Annotated in this window: 7 protein-coding genes; 3 read left to right on the plus strand and 4 right to left on the minus strand. The window is 66.4% G+C overall.

Annotated elements, in window-relative coordinates; genetic code table 11:
* Window positions 1–180: 180 nt before the first annotated feature.
* Window positions 181–639 carry a hypothetical protein gene (locus tag OG702_RS20250; RefSeq protein ID WP_327290312.1) on the minus strand — a complete coding sequence of 153 codons (459 nt, stop codon included), beginning with the start codon at window positions 637–639 and terminating at the stop codon, window positions 181–183.
* A gap of 192 nt (window positions 640–831) precedes the next feature.
* Between OG702_RS20250 and OG702_RS20255 the strand changes: the two genes are divergently transcribed.
* On the plus strand, window positions 832–4,107 hold the full coding sequence (locus tag OG702_RS20255; RefSeq protein WP_327290313.1) for a type ISP restriction/modification enzyme: 3,276 nt from the start codon (window positions 832–834) through the stop codon (window positions 4,105–4,107).
* Between the two features lie 13 nt (window positions 4,108–4,120).
* On the opposite strand, the gene OG702_RS20260 is transcribed toward OG702_RS20255, so the two are convergent.
* Window positions 4,121–4,348 carry a hypothetical protein gene (locus OG702_RS20260; RefSeq protein WP_327290314.1) on the minus strand — a complete coding sequence of 76 codons (228 nt, stop codon included), beginning with the start codon at window positions 4,346–4,348 and terminating at the stop codon, window positions 4,121–4,123.
* 447 nt (window positions 4,349–4,795) lie between these two features.
* On the opposite strand from OG702_RS20260, the gene OG702_RS20265 reads away from it, so the two are divergent.
* Both OG702_RS20265 and OG702_RS20270 read left to right on the plus strand, forming a co-directional pair.
* Window positions 4,796–10,417, plus strand: coding sequence for a DUF4011 domain-containing protein (locus OG702_RS20265; RefSeq protein WP_327290315.1), 5,622 nt, complete (start codon window positions 4,796–4,798; stop codon window positions 10,415–10,417).
* 196 nt (window positions 10,418–10,613) lie between these two features.
* Window positions 10,614–12,458 carry a DUF262 domain-containing protein gene (locus tag OG702_RS20270; protein ID WP_327290316.1) on the plus strand — a complete coding sequence of 615 codons (1,845 nt, stop codon included), beginning with the start codon at window positions 10,614–10,616 and terminating at the stop codon, window positions 12,456–12,458.
* Between the two features lie 330 nt (window positions 12,459–12,788).
* Here the strand turns inward: OG702_RS20270 and OG702_RS20275 are convergent, their stop codons facing one another.
* Window positions 12,789–16,400, minus strand: coding sequence for a serine protease (locus OG702_RS20275; protein ID WP_327290317.1), 3,612 nt, complete (start codon window positions 16,398–16,400; stop codon window positions 12,789–12,791).
* A gap of 39 nt (window positions 16,401–16,439) precedes the next feature.
* On the minus strand, window positions 16,440–16,742 hold the full coding sequence (locus OG702_RS20280; protein WP_327290318.1) for a trypco2 family protein: 303 nt from the start codon (window positions 16,740–16,742) through the stop codon (window positions 16,440–16,442).
* Window positions 16,743–16,861 lie beyond the last annotated feature (119 nt).

A 16,861-nucleotide genomic window follows, 5' to 3' on the forward strand; every position in this document is an offset into this window, starting at 1 on the left:
CTGGTCATGTCCGTCCTTGTGGCGTGTCCGTTCCGAGGGCGGCACGCGCCGGTCGGGCGGGTGGACAAGACAGTGACGGGGCTTCTGGACCAAGCTCCTATGAAGTCACAAGCGCCCGTCCGGCCGCGTGCGTGGTGACGCCCGGCGGGCCGACAAATCCCAAACAGGACAGTCGAGACGTCAGTCAGTTGGCGAGTCAGGCCCACCCGTAGCGTCACCACGAACATCATCACTGTCAGTTGTCGGCTTCCACGCCACCAGCAAGTCCGTGGAATCTTGCAACTGCCAGATGTACCGGCCGCCGTGGTGACTGGTTCCGCCGAGGCCGTGGCGGGCGTACTGCATGAGCCGACCGCGGAGGCCGTGGTCGGCAGCAGCGCGGCCCGCGTCCGCCTTGCCGATGTACAGGATCTCGGCGCCTTCGACCCACTTGGCCGCAAGCTGCGACGTACTCACCGCCGGGTTTTTGCCCTTGCGCCACCCCGCCGTGCTGGCAACCAGGAACGTCGGTGCGGCGTCGGAGGTCCTGATCACTACGTAGATCCCGCCATCGAGGGGGAGTAGCTGGGTCGCCAGAAGGGAGAACGGTGCGAATCCTCGGAATCCGCGCTCCTCAAGGACTCGGCGTGTGATGGTCACGAGCCGATTATGGTGCTGGCGCGGCCCGGCTATGCCGGTCGGGGCGAGTGCGCCCCCACAGTGCTCCGGCGGTTCGGATGCTTGTTGACCATCTGTCTTCCCCTGATGACCGTACGTAGATACCATCGGCGCCCTGGCTCGATCCTTGGGGGGAAGATGTCAGGGGGGTTAGACAGCTGGCTGCTCGCTGCCGTGTCGGAGTTCGGACGTGCCTGCAAGGTCAAACTGTCGGGCGGCGGCAGTTCGGAAGCCGCCATACGCGCGCCCCTTGAGGGTCTGCTCCAAACCGTCGGCGAGCGCCACGAGCAGCACGAGGTCTCCTGGCACGACGAGTTCCGCGTCCCCGACCTCGGCGTCCGACCCGACTACGCCATCCGCGCGAGTGGTGAGTTGGCGGGCTATATCGAGCTCAAGAAGCCGGGGTTGCCGGTCGACCCCGACACCTTCAGCAAGAGCAACCGTGAGCAGTGGGAGAAACTGCGGAACCTGCCCAATTTGCTGTACACCAATGGCATCGAGTGGCGGTTGTTCCGCGACGGTCGGCAGCTCGGCGAGACGGTCTACTTCACAGGATCGCTCTACTCTGCGGGCGAGAGCCTGGCGCCGGTGGACCCGGGCGCGCTGGATGCGCTGCTGAAGCACTTCCTGGGGTGGAGGCCCCCGGCCATCAGGCGCGTTGCGCGGCTCGTGCAGCACGTTGCTCCGCTCTGCCGATTGCTGCGCGCTGCCGTCCTTGAGCAGTTGTCAGCCGAGGCCCGATCGTCCAAGAGGGACGACGATGTCCGCGCCCGGCCGTTCACGGGGCTCAAGAACGACTGGCGGCGGATGCTGTTCCCGTCCGCAGACGATGCGACCTTCGCCGACGGCTACGCCCAGGCGGTCACCTTCGCCCTGCTGCTCGCCCGTTCCGAAGACGTGCTTGAAGAGGGAATTGGCCTCCACGACATTGGCCGCCGCCTCGATGCCGACCACGCCCTCATGGGAAAGGCCCTCCAACTCCTCACCGACAATGTCAACGAGCGGTTCACCGTCACGTTGGAACTGCTGCGCCGAACCATTGCCCAGGTGGACTGGCCGGCCATCCGCACCGGCAACCGTGACGCCTACCTCCACCTCTACGAGCACTTCCTCACGATCTATGACCCGGTGCTGCGCCAGCGGAGCGGCTCCTACTACACCCCGCACGAGGTCGTCCAGGAGATGGTGCGTCTCACCGAGGACGTGCTGCGCACGCGGCTCGGTCAACCCGGAGGGTTCCGCAGCGACGGCGTTCGGATCGTCGATCCCGCCATGGGCACCGGGACCTTTCTCCATACGATCATCGAGCGGGTCGCCGAGCAGGCCGCCGAGGGCTCCGGACGGGCAATGTCCGCCGACGCCATCTCGCGCCTCGCCCCGCGGCTGTACGGGTTCGAGATGCAGATGGGACCGTTCGCTGTTGCGGAGTTGCGGGCCTCCGAGCTGCTCAAGCGCTACGACACTCCGCTACCTGAGGGAGGCCTCAACCTCTTCGTCACCGACACGCTGGACAACCCGTTCGTCGAGGATGAATACCTGGCCTCTACGTACGAGGCCCTGTCCGAGTCCCGACGGCGAGCGAACAACGTCAAAGCCAACGTTCCCGTGACCGTCGTGATTGCCAACCCTCCGTACGACGACAAGGCCGAAGACCGTGGCGGCTGGGTGGAGAAGCGCACCGGCCGCGACGAGGTGCCGTTGCTCGACGCTTTTCGCTACCCAGGCAACGGGCGATACGAGCACGTACTCAAGAACATGTACGTGTACTTCTGGCGTTGGGCCACCTGGAAGGTCTTCGACGCGGACGACGGCGAACGCCACGGCGTGGTCTGCTTCATCACGCCTTCAGGCTGGGCCACTGGTCCTGGCGGTCGCGGCATGCGGGACTATCTGCGCCGCACCTGCGACGAGGGCTGGATCATCAACCTGTCGCCGGAGGGACACCGCTCCGACGTTGCCACGCGGCCCTTCCCTGGCGTCGCGCAGCCGTTGGCGATCTCCATATTCGTTCGCAAGGCGGGAGTAGAACGGGGCGGGGACCACCGGGCGAGGGTGCACTACCGGGCACTTGCCGGCCGCCGGGCGGACAAGTTCCGTCAGTTGCACGCGGTGCATATCGATGACAACGGCTGGCGTGACGCGCACTCCCGGAGTCCGCGGCCGTTCACACCAGATACCCAGTCTGGGTGGGAAGACTTTTTGGCGCTAGATGATCTTTTCCCATGGGGGACGCTTGGGATCACCTCGAACCGCTCATGGGTGAGCAGTCCATCGGAGGAGGATCTGCGTCGACGATGGACCACTCTGATCCGTGAGGCCGATCAGGTTGAGAAGGCGAGGCTGTTCAAGGAGACGAGAGACCGCAAGCTTGCCAGCAAGAAGAACCCACTGCCCGGACAGGACAATCGAATACAGCCGATCGGTCGAGAGACAAGCGTCCGCCCAGCGCTCATGCGCACGGCCCTCCGCAGCTTCGACCGCCAGTGGCTGATCGCCGACAACCGCGTACTCGACTACCCGCGCCCCGACCTGTGGGCGTCCCTCCAGGCAGGGCAGATTTTCCTCAACCAGCAGTCGTCCCATGAGATCGACTCCGGCCCTGCGGTCGTGGCCACACACCTCGTCCCGGACACGCACCACTTCAATGGCCGTGGAGGCCGGATCCTGCCGCTCCTGCACCCGGACGGGTCGCCGAACTTGCCGTCGGGACTGCTCGCGTACCTGGCTCGCGCAGCGAACCAGGACGGGGTCACGGCCACCGACCTCGCCGCTTATGTCGTGGCCGTGGCCGGCCACGACGCCTTCACACAGAGGTTCGCCGAGGAACTACTGACGCCGGGCGTACGCATACCTCTCACCCGAGACGGAGCGTTGTGGGCACGCGCCGTCGGACTCGGCCGGGAGATCCTGTGGGCCTCGACCTACGGTGACCGGTGCGCTGATCCCGCGCTGGGGCGGATCGCCGGTGAAGTGCAGTTCCCATTGGGGGACGAGCGGCAGGTCCGCTACTTGACGCAGATCGGCAGCCGCATGCCCGATCGACTGGAGTACGACGCAGCGACAAGGACGCTCCACCTCGGGGACGGGTCACTCGCTCCTGTTCCCGACGTCGTGTGGGCCTATGACGTGGGCGGCATGAAGATCGTCAGCAAGTGGTTCGGATACCGGAAAGCCGCGCCGACCAGCAAGCGGACGAGCCCCCTGGACGACATACACGCGGAGCGCTGGCCCCACGAATGGACGACGGAACTCATCGACCTGCTCTCGGTACTCCGCCGTCTCACCGACCTCGAACCGCGCCAGAGCGAGCTGTTGGGGGAGATTCTCGCGGGCCCCGTGATCACGGAGGCGGAGCTGACTGCATCTGGAGTGTTGCCTGTTGCCGCGGCTGCCCGGAAGGCGCGCCACGCTGCGGTCGATGTCCTCTTCGAGGGGCACGAGGTGCCGTGACCCCAACCGCATGTCACTGGGTTTCGTCCATTCCCGCCAGTGCCTCTGGCAGCGAGCAGGAGCCATCAGCCACACTTCGCACAGCCCGTGCGAAGAGCGGGGCCACCGCCTCGCGGATGTCGGCCAGGCGGGCAATTTCGGCCAGCCGCTCCTGCGAGGACTCGTACAACGCCCGGAAGTGGGCCGCGGCACCCAGATCTGTCAGCGCCAGCGAACCGTCGGCCAGGTCGACCAGCTTCATCCAACGGAGCGTCGGCAAGTCGTCTCGGGCCAGATCCGCGTCTAGCCCGTCCAAGGCCAGCGCCTCGACAAAGGCCGGCCGATCGCTCGGGTCCGGGACCGACCCCTCGGCCAATCGTGCGAGGAATCGCCACTGCGCTTCTGTGAGATCCAGATGGGGCAGGGGTGCGGCAGAGGGCATGAAGCCATGCCTAGCACGCCGTACTGACAGCAGCGGCGTCTCCACTCCGCCAGGCGGGCGGTCGGAAGGTCCGGAAGGTGGTGCGCGAGATGGGCTGGTCCCACTGCGGGGGCGCTGCGCGCAGGGCCACGAGCGCTTCGTAGACCTGGAACCGCGCAGAACCGGTTCGACTTCGGACAATCACGGACGCATGCGGCCATGCGCCGCTATGCTCCGTTCACTAAATCTCCACAACTGCCGTAGTGCCACTGTGAGGAGCTCCGCCGTATGAATGTCCGACCTCCGATGGGCCCGGCGGATCGGAAGCGGCTGGAGAACCTGCTGGGTTCCTGGCGGGACTCGCTCATCGATCTCAGCTTCCGCAACCGATTGCTCAGCTACCAGCGTCGGTCGACGTCGGTCGGGATGGATATCGCCGCGCCTGGTCTGCTCTCGGTCCTCGAAGGGCTCAGCCGCGTCTGTGGCTTTGCCGAGGTGAAGGAGGCTGAGACGAACGACGGGAGAAGGCCCGGCGGCGGAGTGGCGCTGGCCAAGACCAATTCGGTGGCGGTCCCGGCGGACAGCCGACCCATTGACACGCCTGCCTCTCGCCAGGGAGTGGCCGGTCGTCGGCCGGCCGTGAACCTGACCACCTCCAAGACCTCCCAGGCCGAGCAGGACCGTCATCTCAAACGCCTGGCGGTGGTGACGCGCGAGAAGTACAACGATTATGGCCTGTGGGTGTTGTATGTCGGCGTGGGCTTCCTCGAGTGGAGGCCGTCGCCTTCTGCGGAGAAGGGTCTAAGCTCGCCGCTGGTCATGGTCCCAGTAGTGCTGGAGCGGCGTGGGAATACCTACGTCCTCAAGCTCAACACGGATGAGGAGCCGGTGCTCAACCCGGCCCTCGGAATCAAGATGGGCGAGCTCAGTGTCAACTGGCCACGTCCTGACCAGGTAGAGCTCGCGGGCATCCCGGACCTGATCGACAGGGTGCGGCGAGCGGTGGCGAAGCACCGAGGCTGGACGGTGACGACGCGCATCGTGTTGGACACCTTCAATTCCAGCAAAGAGGTCATGTACCGGGACCTGTTGGAAAATTCGCACCGGGTTATGGGCAGCAGCCTGGTCCGTGCTCTTGGCCTCGGCGCGGATTCTGGTCTTCTGGCCGCGACGTTCGACTTTGAGCCCGCTGACCTCGAGCGCATTGACACGGTGCAGCCGCCCGAGAAGGCTCCGATGGTCCTGGACGCCGACTCGTCACAGCGGCAGTGCGTCGCCGCAGCGCTCGACGGTCGTAGTTTCGTGATGGACGGTCCGCCAGGAACGGGTAAGAGCCAGACGATCACCAACATGATCGCCGGATTGATCGAACAGGGCCGAACCGTGCTCTTCGTGAGCGAGAAGGCCGCAGCTCTCGACGTGGTTCGCAATCGCCTGAGTGATGTCGGCCTCGGAGATTACGTCCTGGCGTTGCACAGCAACACTGCCGGACGCAAGCAGGTGGCGCAGGAGCTCGGCAGGGCGCTTGCAGCTCCGCGGCGTACCCTGTCGGGCGGCAGCCAGGTGGAACTCGGGCGTGCAAGGAAGCTGCGCGAGGAGCTCTCCGAATACGCCTCGGCGATGAACGACATCAGGCCGGGACTCGGGATGTCCCTGCATGACGCCTTGGGACGAATAGCGCTGCTGGACACAGCCGACCCACTGCCGGCGAACGACTCTTTCGACGTAACCGCGCTTTCGGAGCAGCTTCTCAGCGACGCGGAGAATGCCGCGATCCAGGTAGCCACATCCTGGCGCCCGGCGCTCGAAGGCACCGGCTTCTCCTGGTACGGCCTGAAGGACAGCGGGAATCCACTTCTGGCACTGGACCTGGCCTCCGAAGCGCTGAGCCAACTCGACTCGGCCCTCACCGTTCACGGCGGCCTGCTGAGCGCGCTGGACTGGGAGGGTCCTGGGGCCGCTGCCCGACTGACAGAGGTGCTGCGGATTGCAGGTAGGCGTCCGCCCATGCCCCGCGAGTGGCTTACGGCGGATCCGGAGTCGCTGGGCGACGATGTGCGGGCCTTCCTGCAGCGCATGGAAGCGGTGACGGAGGCGGAACGTCCCGCCGAGCGGACGCTGGGCTCGGTTTGGGATCGGTTGCCCCAAGGCGTGGATCCGGAGCCGAGTCCCGCTGAGATAGCCCTTTCCTCGTTGGTTCCAGTACAAGTGGACTTGACTCAGCTCACCGCCGATGACGTCCGAGATCTTGCGCAACGGCTGGAGAGGGATGCGGTCGGGTTGGAGCAGGCGGCCCGATCGATGGTTTCCGTAGCTCGTATGTACGGGTTGCCGGAGCCGGAGACCTGTGAGGAAGCCCTCCGTCTCGGCCGCCTTGCGGCGTTCGCCGCACTCCCGGACGATGCGAAGCCGCAACCTTCCTGGCTCACGGCTGAGGGGCTTGCTGACGCCCGTAGGGCTGCTCAGGCCCTACGCGAGTCAGTGCGAGTGCTGGTGGGGGCCCGGCAGCAAGCGGGGGCGATCTTCAACGAGCGAGTGCTGGCCGAACCATCGCTGGGTGAAGTCGCAGAGCGCTTTGCCACCGTGCACCGCTCCATTGCCGGGACCCTTTCGGCTGCTCGGCGAGCTGATCGCCAGCTTGTCAGATCCTGGGTTGTCGGAGAGGGCAAAGTCACCAAGGTCGTAGTCGGCGCGCTTCCGGCTGCCGTGGCGTGGCAGCAGGCGGCGCAGGCGCTCGGCGCTGCCACGCTCAAGCATGCTCCGGCACTGGGCCCGCTGTGGAAGGGTGAGGAAACCGACTTCGCCACCCTGGATGCCATAGTCGCCCGGGCCGAGGAGATCGTGACGCTCGCTCCCAGGGTGCTCAGTCGGGAGTCGCTGGCTCGTGAGTTGGCCGCCGGCGGTGCACCTCGACATGCGGCGCAACGTAGCGCCGAAGAGACGGTTGCGTGGCTGGCCGAGTGGCGGAACTCATTGGTGCTCCCACCGGCTCCAGGACCTTCATACGAACTGGAGGCCGGCGGCCTGCTTGCGGCCGCGGCCTGGAGTCGCGCGCATCTCGCACCGCTGCGGGCGGCGGAACCGCTCATCCGCGTCGTTGAGGAAACCGCGGCGGCGGGTGGCGGTGGGGATCTCGCTCCAGGGGTGTGGACACTTTCCACATCCCGTGCCGCAGTTCAGAGGGTGCGGGACGCGCGATCTGCGTCCGCTGCTTTCGAGTCCACAGCGGATGCCGATCGGAAGCTGCTCGGTGGCCTCTACGAGGGTCGTGCAACTGGCGGGACCGCGCTTACGGCGGCCGTCGCGTGGGTCGCCGATCTCCGTAGTGCCTGTGGCTTGGACAGAAGCGCGGTGTTGGGAACAGCGGTCGCCGAGATCCTCTACGAAGCCGACGCCGATCCCGAGCTGGAGGCCGCGGAACGAAGGTGGTCCCAGACTTCCGAGGGTCTGGTCGACCTGTTCCGTGTGGCGAGGGCGGATCCCCTCCGTGCAGCGTTGCAGCGGAGCGCCGATGCCGCGAGGCAGGCTCTCGACGTCCTGGGCACCGATCGAGGCGGTCCGGACGAGTGGCGTGCCTACGACGAGGGACGCAGCGTCCTCGACGAGCTGAGTCTGGGCGATCTGGTGGACCGTGCGGTGCGCCGCAGCGTCGCGCCCGACGACTTTCCCCGTGTGGTGGTACGAGCAGTGCTGCGGGCCTGGGTGGACAGGCAATTGAGCGTGGACAAACGGTTGGCGACGACACGTTCCGTGGATCGCGACGGACTGGTGAAGCGGTTCCAGCAGCTGGACGCCAAGCTCACCGATCATGCCCGCGCACGGGTCATCCAGGCATGCGACGCACGTAGGCCTCGGACAGTGACCGACCCCGGCGCGGTGCTGATCCGCCGAGAGGGAGAGAAGAAGACCCGGCACAAGCCGGTACGGGAACTGCTCAACACGGCTCGCGACACCGTGCGGCTGATCAAGCCGTGTTTCATGATGAGTCCTCTGACCGTCAGCCGCTTCCTCCCACCGGACATCGACTTCGACGTCGTGATCTTCGACGAGGCGTCGCAGGTCCTCCCTCAGGACGCTGTGAACTGCGTCTACCGCGGACGTTCGCTCATCGTCGCGGGCGACCAGAAGCAGCTGCCCCCGACCTCCTTCTTCTCCTCGACCGGCGATGACGACGCGGACGCCGAAGACGAAGAGCTGCCCGAGCGGTTCGATTCCGTGCTCGACATGTGCAAAGCGAGTGGCCTGCTCCCCAGCCTGTCGCTGCGGTGGCACTACCGCAGCCGCCACGAAGCTCTGATCGCCTTCAGCAACCACGAGTTCTACAAGGAGTCGATGACCACCTTCCCCGGCGCCCACGCCGAGGGAGACGATGTCGGTGTCGCGTTCTTCCGCGCGCCGGAGGGCGTCTACCGGTCCGGCGGCGCAGCACGGGACAACCCCGGCGAGGCCGCCGAGGTCGCCCGACGGGTGATCCACCACTTCACCACCCGCAAAGGCAAGTCACTGGGTGTGGTGGCACTGTCGCAGCCACAGGCGGTGGCGATCCAGGATGCGGTGGACGTCGCCCGACGTGCCAGGCCCGACCTCGACGACAGCTTCTCCGAGGGCCGACTGGACGGCTTCTTCGTGAAGAATCTGGAAAGCGTGCAGGGCGACGAACGCGATGTGATGATCATGTCCGTCGGGTACGGGGCGGACGCGAACGGCAAGTTCTCCATGAACTTCGGCCCGATGAACAAGCCCGACGGGTGGCGTCGCCTCAACGTCGCCGCGACTCGGGCTCGCTACCGGATGGAGGTCATCGCCTCCTTCGACCCGGGGCAGATGCGGGAGACCGCCAGCGAGAGCTTCCGGTATTTCCAGCGCTACCTCCGGTACGCCCAGAGCGGCCTGCCGGCCCTGGCTCAATCAGCGGTGGACGGAGACGCCCTACCGGAGAGTCCGTTCGAGGAGTCGGTGCTCGCCGTTCTGCAAAAGCTGGGATACGACGTACAGCCACAGGTCGGAGTTGCCGGCTACCGCATCGATCTCGGCATCCGCCACCCCAAGCTTCCAGGGCGTTTTGTGCTCGGCGTTGAGTGCGATGGCGCCATGTACCACTCATCGAAGGCGGCACGAGATCGCGACAGGCTTCGAGAAGGCGTACTGCGGGGTCTCGGCTGGGAGCTCCATCGCATCTGGGGCACCGACTGGTACCGGGACCGTGCCGGGGCTGAGTCCCGGCTACGTGCGGCGGTCGAAAGCGCGATAGCGCGTGCTGTCGTGCCGGAGGCCCCGGTCATCCGGCCCATGGAACACAGCACGAGGATGACCCCCCAAGGGTCAGGCCTGCCGGAAGTCTCCGCGCCGGCCGCACGGTCCAACGGTGGATCTGCGAGCGGATCGGCGCGGCGTCGCTCCCCCGTCCGTCCGCCGATTGGCGCTACCCACAACGGTCCAGCCATCCCGGTGACGCGGGAGACCTTCCCCATCACCGCTCTCGCGGGTACATCGCGTCAGCGCCTCACGCACGAGCTCACTCAAATCCGCGCGACTCTGGCAGAACTGCAACTACCAGTACCGCGGGAAACGGACGCCAGCTGGCGCAAGCGTGAGAAGCGCCGTGAACAGCTCGAAGAGCGGGCCAGCTACTTGCAGAGAGTCCTCCGGGCGGTGCCTGCGGCGCAGCGGACATCCGGCCGCCCGGTGGTGGCCCCCGGCCGGTTGGTGGGGTTGATCTTCGACGGGACCGATGCCGTCGAGGAGTACGAGATCACCTCGCAGCGACCGTCTGTTGACGACATCCAGGTCCTGAGTCCGTTCACCGAACTCGGTGCCGCGCTGCTGTGGAGCGAGGCGGGCACCCTCGTCGAGTACACCGACGGCAGAGGCGGCCGCAGCCATGTCCGTGTCCGCCATGTGCGGGACTGACACGGACTCGACACCGAGACGCCGGCGTCAGAGGTTCATCAGCACCACGCGGACACCGGAGGGCCAGGTGCTCCTACCGACAACTGTGACGCCCTCCAACTCTGCCAACGGAGCCGTCGGCTTGGTCAACAGCCGACGCCGGCAGCTGGTCGGTCGATACCGTGGAGAGCGGAATCATGGACGAAAGGGGCGGCCTGTGAAGGCGGATACGGTCGACTTGCGGCGGATCTTCGGCAAGGACGTGCGGTACACGGTGCCGCTGTTCCAGCGACCGTATGTCTGGAACAGGGACGAGAACTGGACGGCACTGTGGGAGGACATCCGGCGGGTGATCGAGCGGACCGAGCGGGCGGGCGACAGCGGGGATACCGTGGCGCCGCACTTCCTGGGTGCGGTGGTGTTCGACAAGACGCCGTACTTGTCATCGAACCTGGAGACTCGGCAGGTCATCGACGGGCAGCAGCGGCTCACGACCCTGCAGCTCTTTTTGTACGCAGCTCGGTTGTCCGCTGCGGGGATGGACCACGAGCGCTCCGTACGTCTGCTGAGCAAGTTTCTTGAGAACGACGAGGACCTGTTCGACATCGGTCAGCACCCGGATCACCGATACAAGGTCTGGCCCACTAACGCGGACCGGGACCAGTTCAGGGCTGTCATGAGCGGGCAGGGCGGCGACGGGGTCCTGGCCCAGGCGGTGAGCTACTTCCGGGGGGAGATCGACACCTGGGTGGCAGAAGCAGCCGAGCCGGCAGATCGTCTCGGCGCCCTGGTCCAGACGATGCGGGAGCAGTTACGCCTGGTCATCATCGACCTGGAGGAGCATGACGACGCCCAGGTCGTGTTCGAGACGCTCAACAGCCGTGGGACACCACTGGAGCATGCGGATCTGGTGAAGAACCTCCTCTTCCGCGACGCCGAGCACGCCGGCGCCGACGTCGACCGGCTCTACAAGACCTACTGGTCTCCGTTCGACCAGGCGGAGTGGCGGGTGGAGCAGACCACAGGGCGCATCACCCGCAGTCGCCTCGATGTCTTCCTCACCTACTGGCTCACCATGAGGACCCGCCGCGAATTCACGTCCTCCGCCTTGTTCAAGGAGTTCGAGCACTGGCTGCGGTCAGATGCTCCCGCCACAGAGGACGTCTTCGCGGAACTGGCACAGTATGCCGAGATCTACGACCAGATCGACCAGCACCCGTTCGACGGCGTCGAGGGCAGGTTCCTGTACAGGATGAAAGTCCTGCAGACCTCCACCCCGATGCCCCTTCTGCTGTTCCTCTACGGACTCGGTGACGCCGTACTGCCGCCTGAGCGGCGTCAACGGGCCATCCGGGCGATCGACAGCTACATCGTCCGCCGCGCCGTCCTCAATCTGAGCAACCGGGACTTCAACCACGTGTTCCGCGATCTCGTCGCCGCTGCCTCACAGCAGCCCGAGCGGGCCGACGAACTGATCATCGACGCTCTCCGTGCGATGCAGGGACAGCACCGCGAATGGCCGACCGATGCCGCGTTTCAGGCAGCTCTGGAACAGGACCCCATCTATGCCCGCCTCTACCGGCATCGCGTCCGCATTCTCCTCGAGGGTCTTGAGGACGAACTCCGTACCGGGCACACCGAACAGCTCACCGTGCCTGTTGGCGAGCACTTCGGCGCGAAGCTCACCATCGAGCACGTCATGCCACAGAGCTGGGAGGAGAACTGGCCCGTGCTGGCGGACGACGCCGGCGAAGGCGCCGACCGCCACGAACTCGTCCACACCCTGGGCAACCTCACCCTGGTCACCGCCCGCCTGAACCCGGCCCTCGGCAATATGGGCTGGGACGACAAGAAACGCTGGCTGGGAGAGCACAGCCTGCTCCGCCTCACCCATGGCACGCTGCTCAACGCTCCACCGACCGTGGCTGCCGAGGGTTGGGCGGTGTCCTGGAACGAGCACAGTATCCGGGAGCGTGGCGCGTACCTTGCGTCGCTGGCCCTGAGAATCTGGCCGTCGGCCGGTCAGCTCATTAGCGTCGAAGTGGGCCCTGTCGCCAAGTAATTGCGGCGCAAGCTGCCAAAGGTTGGCCATACAGCACGCCTGATCGGCGAAGTAGATGCCAGTCTCGCGACACCACGACAGGGAGCTCTATCGAGCCCCTTGTCGTGGCCAATTCATGTGAACTTTCGGCCCCCCGACGGGAGGGCCGGACAGGGCGAGCCGGATGAAGATCTCGACCGGGCTCATGGCTTGGACGAGAACCCGTTGATGCACGTTGCCTGATCACTCCGCGGCATAAACTCACAAAGTAGCCCGCTGTTGAACGGGACAATAAGGCGGGCCGATACTTGAACTTGGGGCATTTCTCCCATTCATTGTCGCCGGAACGCATCACAGGGCGGTCGGCGGCGGGGCCTCAGCGAGCGATTCCACGCGGCCACTGTCGAGCGCGGCGCGCAGCTGAGAGGCGAAGGCCTCGCTGCCTTCGCTGTGGAGCGCCAACCAGTCCTCGGCGGAGCGGATCGCAATACGTCTGACGTCAGCAGGGAGGGCCGGGAGCGTGAGGAGGTCTTCGATGATCAGACGCGCCCTCACGAGGGTGCCATTGGCTGAGAGCCATCGCAGAGCACAGTCCACCGTGCGTGACCGTCGGCTCTCGTTCAGCGCAGGATGACGGAGAACGCCCGAGAGTATGGTGCGATCCTTGGCCGGCGTCTCGGTGCTCAGCCGGTCCAGGGCGATGTCGATGCCCCTGCGTGCCTGCTCGACGGACAGGTCCGGGCGCGTGAGAAATGCTGCGAGCACCGCGCGCTGTACTTTCCCCCCGCGGCATGTCAGCCACTCCAGACTGACGTCCGCAATGGCCGATGCCTGCTCGGCCGTCAGGCCCTCCAGTTGGCTGAGCAGGACGGCCATCAGCTTGTTGTCGTGCTGACGCTTGCGGAGTGCCGTGATTCCCAGGTGGACGGCGTGTCGAAGCTGAGCGAAGGATAGATCTGGCACGTTCAGGAGAAGGCCGAGAACCCCAACCCACTCTTCGTGTGCCGGATGGCCGTCGAGCCAAGCAAAAGCGTACGTGACGATGGTCCCCTTGTGGTCCGAGCCGAGGTGCTCGTAGTGAAGCAGAAGGCTTTGGAGCTGAGCCGGGGCCGACGGAGCATCTGGCTGCTCGGCCAAATTGTCCAGAAGGGAAACAATTGTTCCCTGTGCGCTGACGTCGGACAGCAGCGCGCCGATGACGGAGGGCCGCCCCGACAGGCCTGCCGACCTCTCGGTGGCCCAGCGCTGGGCGACGGTGATCAACCTGGGTCTGAGGTCCGAGGGGCAGCTGTCCTGGGAAAGGAGACTACGCAGAACCCGGCCCGACCTTGGGTGCGTCCCTTGTCGCTCCAACCAGTCCACTGCACAGCGAGCTAGGCGCGCACGGTCAGGAGCGGGGAGACCGTCGTGTTCGAGGAGTGCGCACAGCTCTGGACCCATGTCCGAACCGGTGCGATAAGCAGTGCGCAGCCATGTCAGCGTCCGGTCGATGATCTCCTGGCGCGCAGCTGCGCCGGTATCCGCACGCTGGAGGAAGACACGAACCACCGGGGCGACCCCGAAACTGCGGTAGGAGGTCAGCCAATCTCGCGCGACCTCCACTACCCGCCCCAGGCGGGCGTCTGGGTGGCGCATCCTGAGCAGCCGCTTCAGCAGGGCGGGCGTGTGGCGCCAGTCTGGCCGGGAAGAGACCCAGGCGAGGGTGTGGTCGACCGCCGCGTCCTCGGCTTCAGGCGTGAGATCGGGTCTGTCCAGCAGCGCGAGCAGCAGATGCTCGGTGTCGGTCTGATCGCCGCGTCGGGTGAGCCAGCCCAGGGACGCCTCGACGAGGCAAGAGGGTGCGCGGTCCACACTCTGCAGGGCGGCCGTCAAGAACGGCTGCGCGATGCGGTCGGCTTCGGCCTGAACGAGCCACGGTTCCACGAGGCGCTCCCACACCGCGTGGTCGAACCCCCGCCAAGGGCGGCTTGTCACGAGCGTCAGCAGCGCCTGCCCACCGTCGCGGCCAGCGTTCGCCAGGAGGCGGCCCAGCGGATCCGCGTGCACGGTGATCCATTCCGCGCAGAATCGTTCCAGGGCTGCGATTTGACGGGACGATCCGCTTTCCTCCATGTCGGCGGCCAGCCGCCGCACATGCCCGGTCAGCACCGCGAAGGTACGGGGCTGCCGCGCCAGCGCCGAGAAGACCGAGGTGGCGGGGTGCACGTCGACACTCCATCCCGGAGGGGGCAACAGCGACTGCAACAGAAGTTCATCGGTGACGACGTCGTGAACCACGATCAACCGGCCATCTGAGTCGTCCAGCCACCCCAAGGAGACGAGCGTGTCGACGACCCGCCGGCCGGTATACGACCCTGCCGGACTGTCGACAGTCTCCAGCAGCTCGTTGACGGCTTGCTCGACCGCTTCTCTGGGCTGGGGGGTGGCGGCGACAGCCACGGAGAGCGCAAGGTGGGTGGTGTCGGGGGAGGCGGCGTGCAGAGGCGAGGGGCCGGGTTCGGCGGTCGCAAGAGCGTCCCGCCGCATCCCCTCACGCAGCCAGTCCAGCAGTTCGCCCGGTCGGGCCGAGGCCGGGATTGGCAGCTGGAGCTCGGCCAAACCCGGCTCCTCGATCGTCCGGGCGATCAGAAGCGCGGTGATCGGGCGACGGCCACAGAGGCGGGCCAGTGCCTCCGCGCCCCACAGGTGCACGGTCTTCGGGGCTGAGTGCTGGATGACTTGGGTGATGATGGCGGCTTGATGGGGCCAGTCGTCGCGGAGATGGACCTCGTCGAGGACGGCGGCGCTGCCCCGTAGTTGGACGGCCCGAAGCGACCCGGGGCGGACTGCTGCAAGCAGAGACAGCGTGATCCCACGCCGGCGCGCCTCGGGGAGAACCACTTCGCTGAGGGCGCGCAGGTCCAGCTGAGGACAGGCGTCGATGTAGTCCAGTATCAGCAGGATCCGCCGCCGCTCGCACGACAGAACCGCGGCGGCCACGTCGTCGACGGTTGCCGCAGTGTCAGCTTGCACGTGCAGGATCTGCCATCCGGCACGGTGCGCTCGGCGCGCCACTTCGAAGGATGTCCTGGTCTTCCCCGAACCCGCCGGGCCGATCAGCAGGACTCCGCGGGTGCCGGCTCCGCTCAGCCGACCGAACAGCCTGTCCGGGTGCGAGAGGTGGTCCGTTCCCGGATGGACGAAGGGCAGGCGCTCCTGGTCGAGGAAACTGCGCCGTCCGAGAAGCCCGCGCCTCACATCGGCGTGGGTCCGAACGCAATCGTGCCCGACCGCAGCATCGGCAGACGACACGTGACCGCCCAGCGCGACCGGTTTCACACCGTGCTCTGCTAGCAAGCGCGCGAACTCCGCGTCATCGGTCATACGGGAGAGGTCCGTCGCCGTCAGGCTCGCCGTCCCGGATGGGACATGGTGGCTCGTGCACAGGCCGACCAGAACTCCGTCCGCCGTGGTCACACCTGCCCCGGAGATGCCCCGCCAGGGAGACTTACCTGCCTTCTGCGGCGCGGGGCTGCTCAGGGAGAGCTCCATCTTGTGGCTGCCCAGAAACGAGCCCGGGAGGATCGCCCCAGTCAGCTGACGCGTAATCGGTACGCCCTCCTGGAACGCATGATCGGGGAAGCCGACGGCGACGAACGGAACGGAGGCCGCAGCCCGGGGGAGTTCGGCCCATCGGGCGGGAGCGATGGGAGGCACGCCCTCTCCGAGGACCAGCAGGGCCAGATCCACCTCCTGAATCCGGTGCCGAATCACCGCCGTCACGGGAACCCGAAGCGCGGACCGTCCAGGAAACCGCACCTCGTAGCCGGAACCGGACCGGGCGAGCTCGTGCCCAGCAGTTACCACCAAGCGTGTGGCCAGTAGGTAGCCGGACCGCGCGAAGAGAGCAGAGCCGTTGGAGCCGCGACTGACGACCATGGCCAGACGGTCCGCTGTGTCCGGCGCGGCGATCAGTTCGGGCATGGCCCAGGCTGGTTCTTACGAGCCGAAGGATGCACGGTGTCAGTCCTCCAAAAGGGCCGCACGTCCGGAGCTCGTCAGGATCGAGCCGCCGTCGGCCCTCTCGGCGGTGAACTCCAGCGAGACCGTGTGTGTGGCGGTGACCCCTTCGGCAGCTTTGCCGCCGCCTGAAACGACCCAGAATTTGACCCCGCCGTCGGCTTCTTTCGACGCCGTAACGGCGACCTGCACGTCGAGCTTCACCGACTGCACGCGGAGCCGGACCAGATGGCCTTCTCCGTCCGCCATTGCCTGGGCCAGGTCGCTGCGCAGTGCCCTAATGGTCTCCGTCAGGCCAATCTCCACGAATCCCCCATCCTTGATGCGGTCCGTCGACCGGTGGTGGCAAACGGAGAGGTCTGCGTGATCAAAGCATCATGCTATGTCCTGAGCGGACGCAAGAAGGGTGATGGTTACCGGGACTT

The sequence above is a fragment of the Streptomyces sp. NBC_01198 genome (assembly GCF_036010485.1).
Lineage (GTDB): Bacteria > Actinomycetota > Actinomycetes > Streptomycetales > Streptomycetaceae > Actinacidiphila.

What these genes read in the sequence shown, in the direction of transcription:
- OG702_RS20260 (WP_327290314.1), bottom strand. Translation starts at nt 4,348, where the DNA reads ATGAAGCTGGTCGACCTGGCCGACGGTTCGCTGGCGCTGACAGATCTG.
- OG702_RS20265 (WP_327290315.1), top strand. Translation starts at nt 4,796, where the DNA reads ATGAATGTCCGACCTCCGATGGGCCCGGCGGATCGGAAGCGGCTGGAG.
- OG702_RS20275 (WP_327290317.1), bottom strand. Translation starts at nt 16,400, where the DNA reads ATGCCCGAACTGATCGCCGCGCCGGACACAGCGGACCGTCTGGCCATG.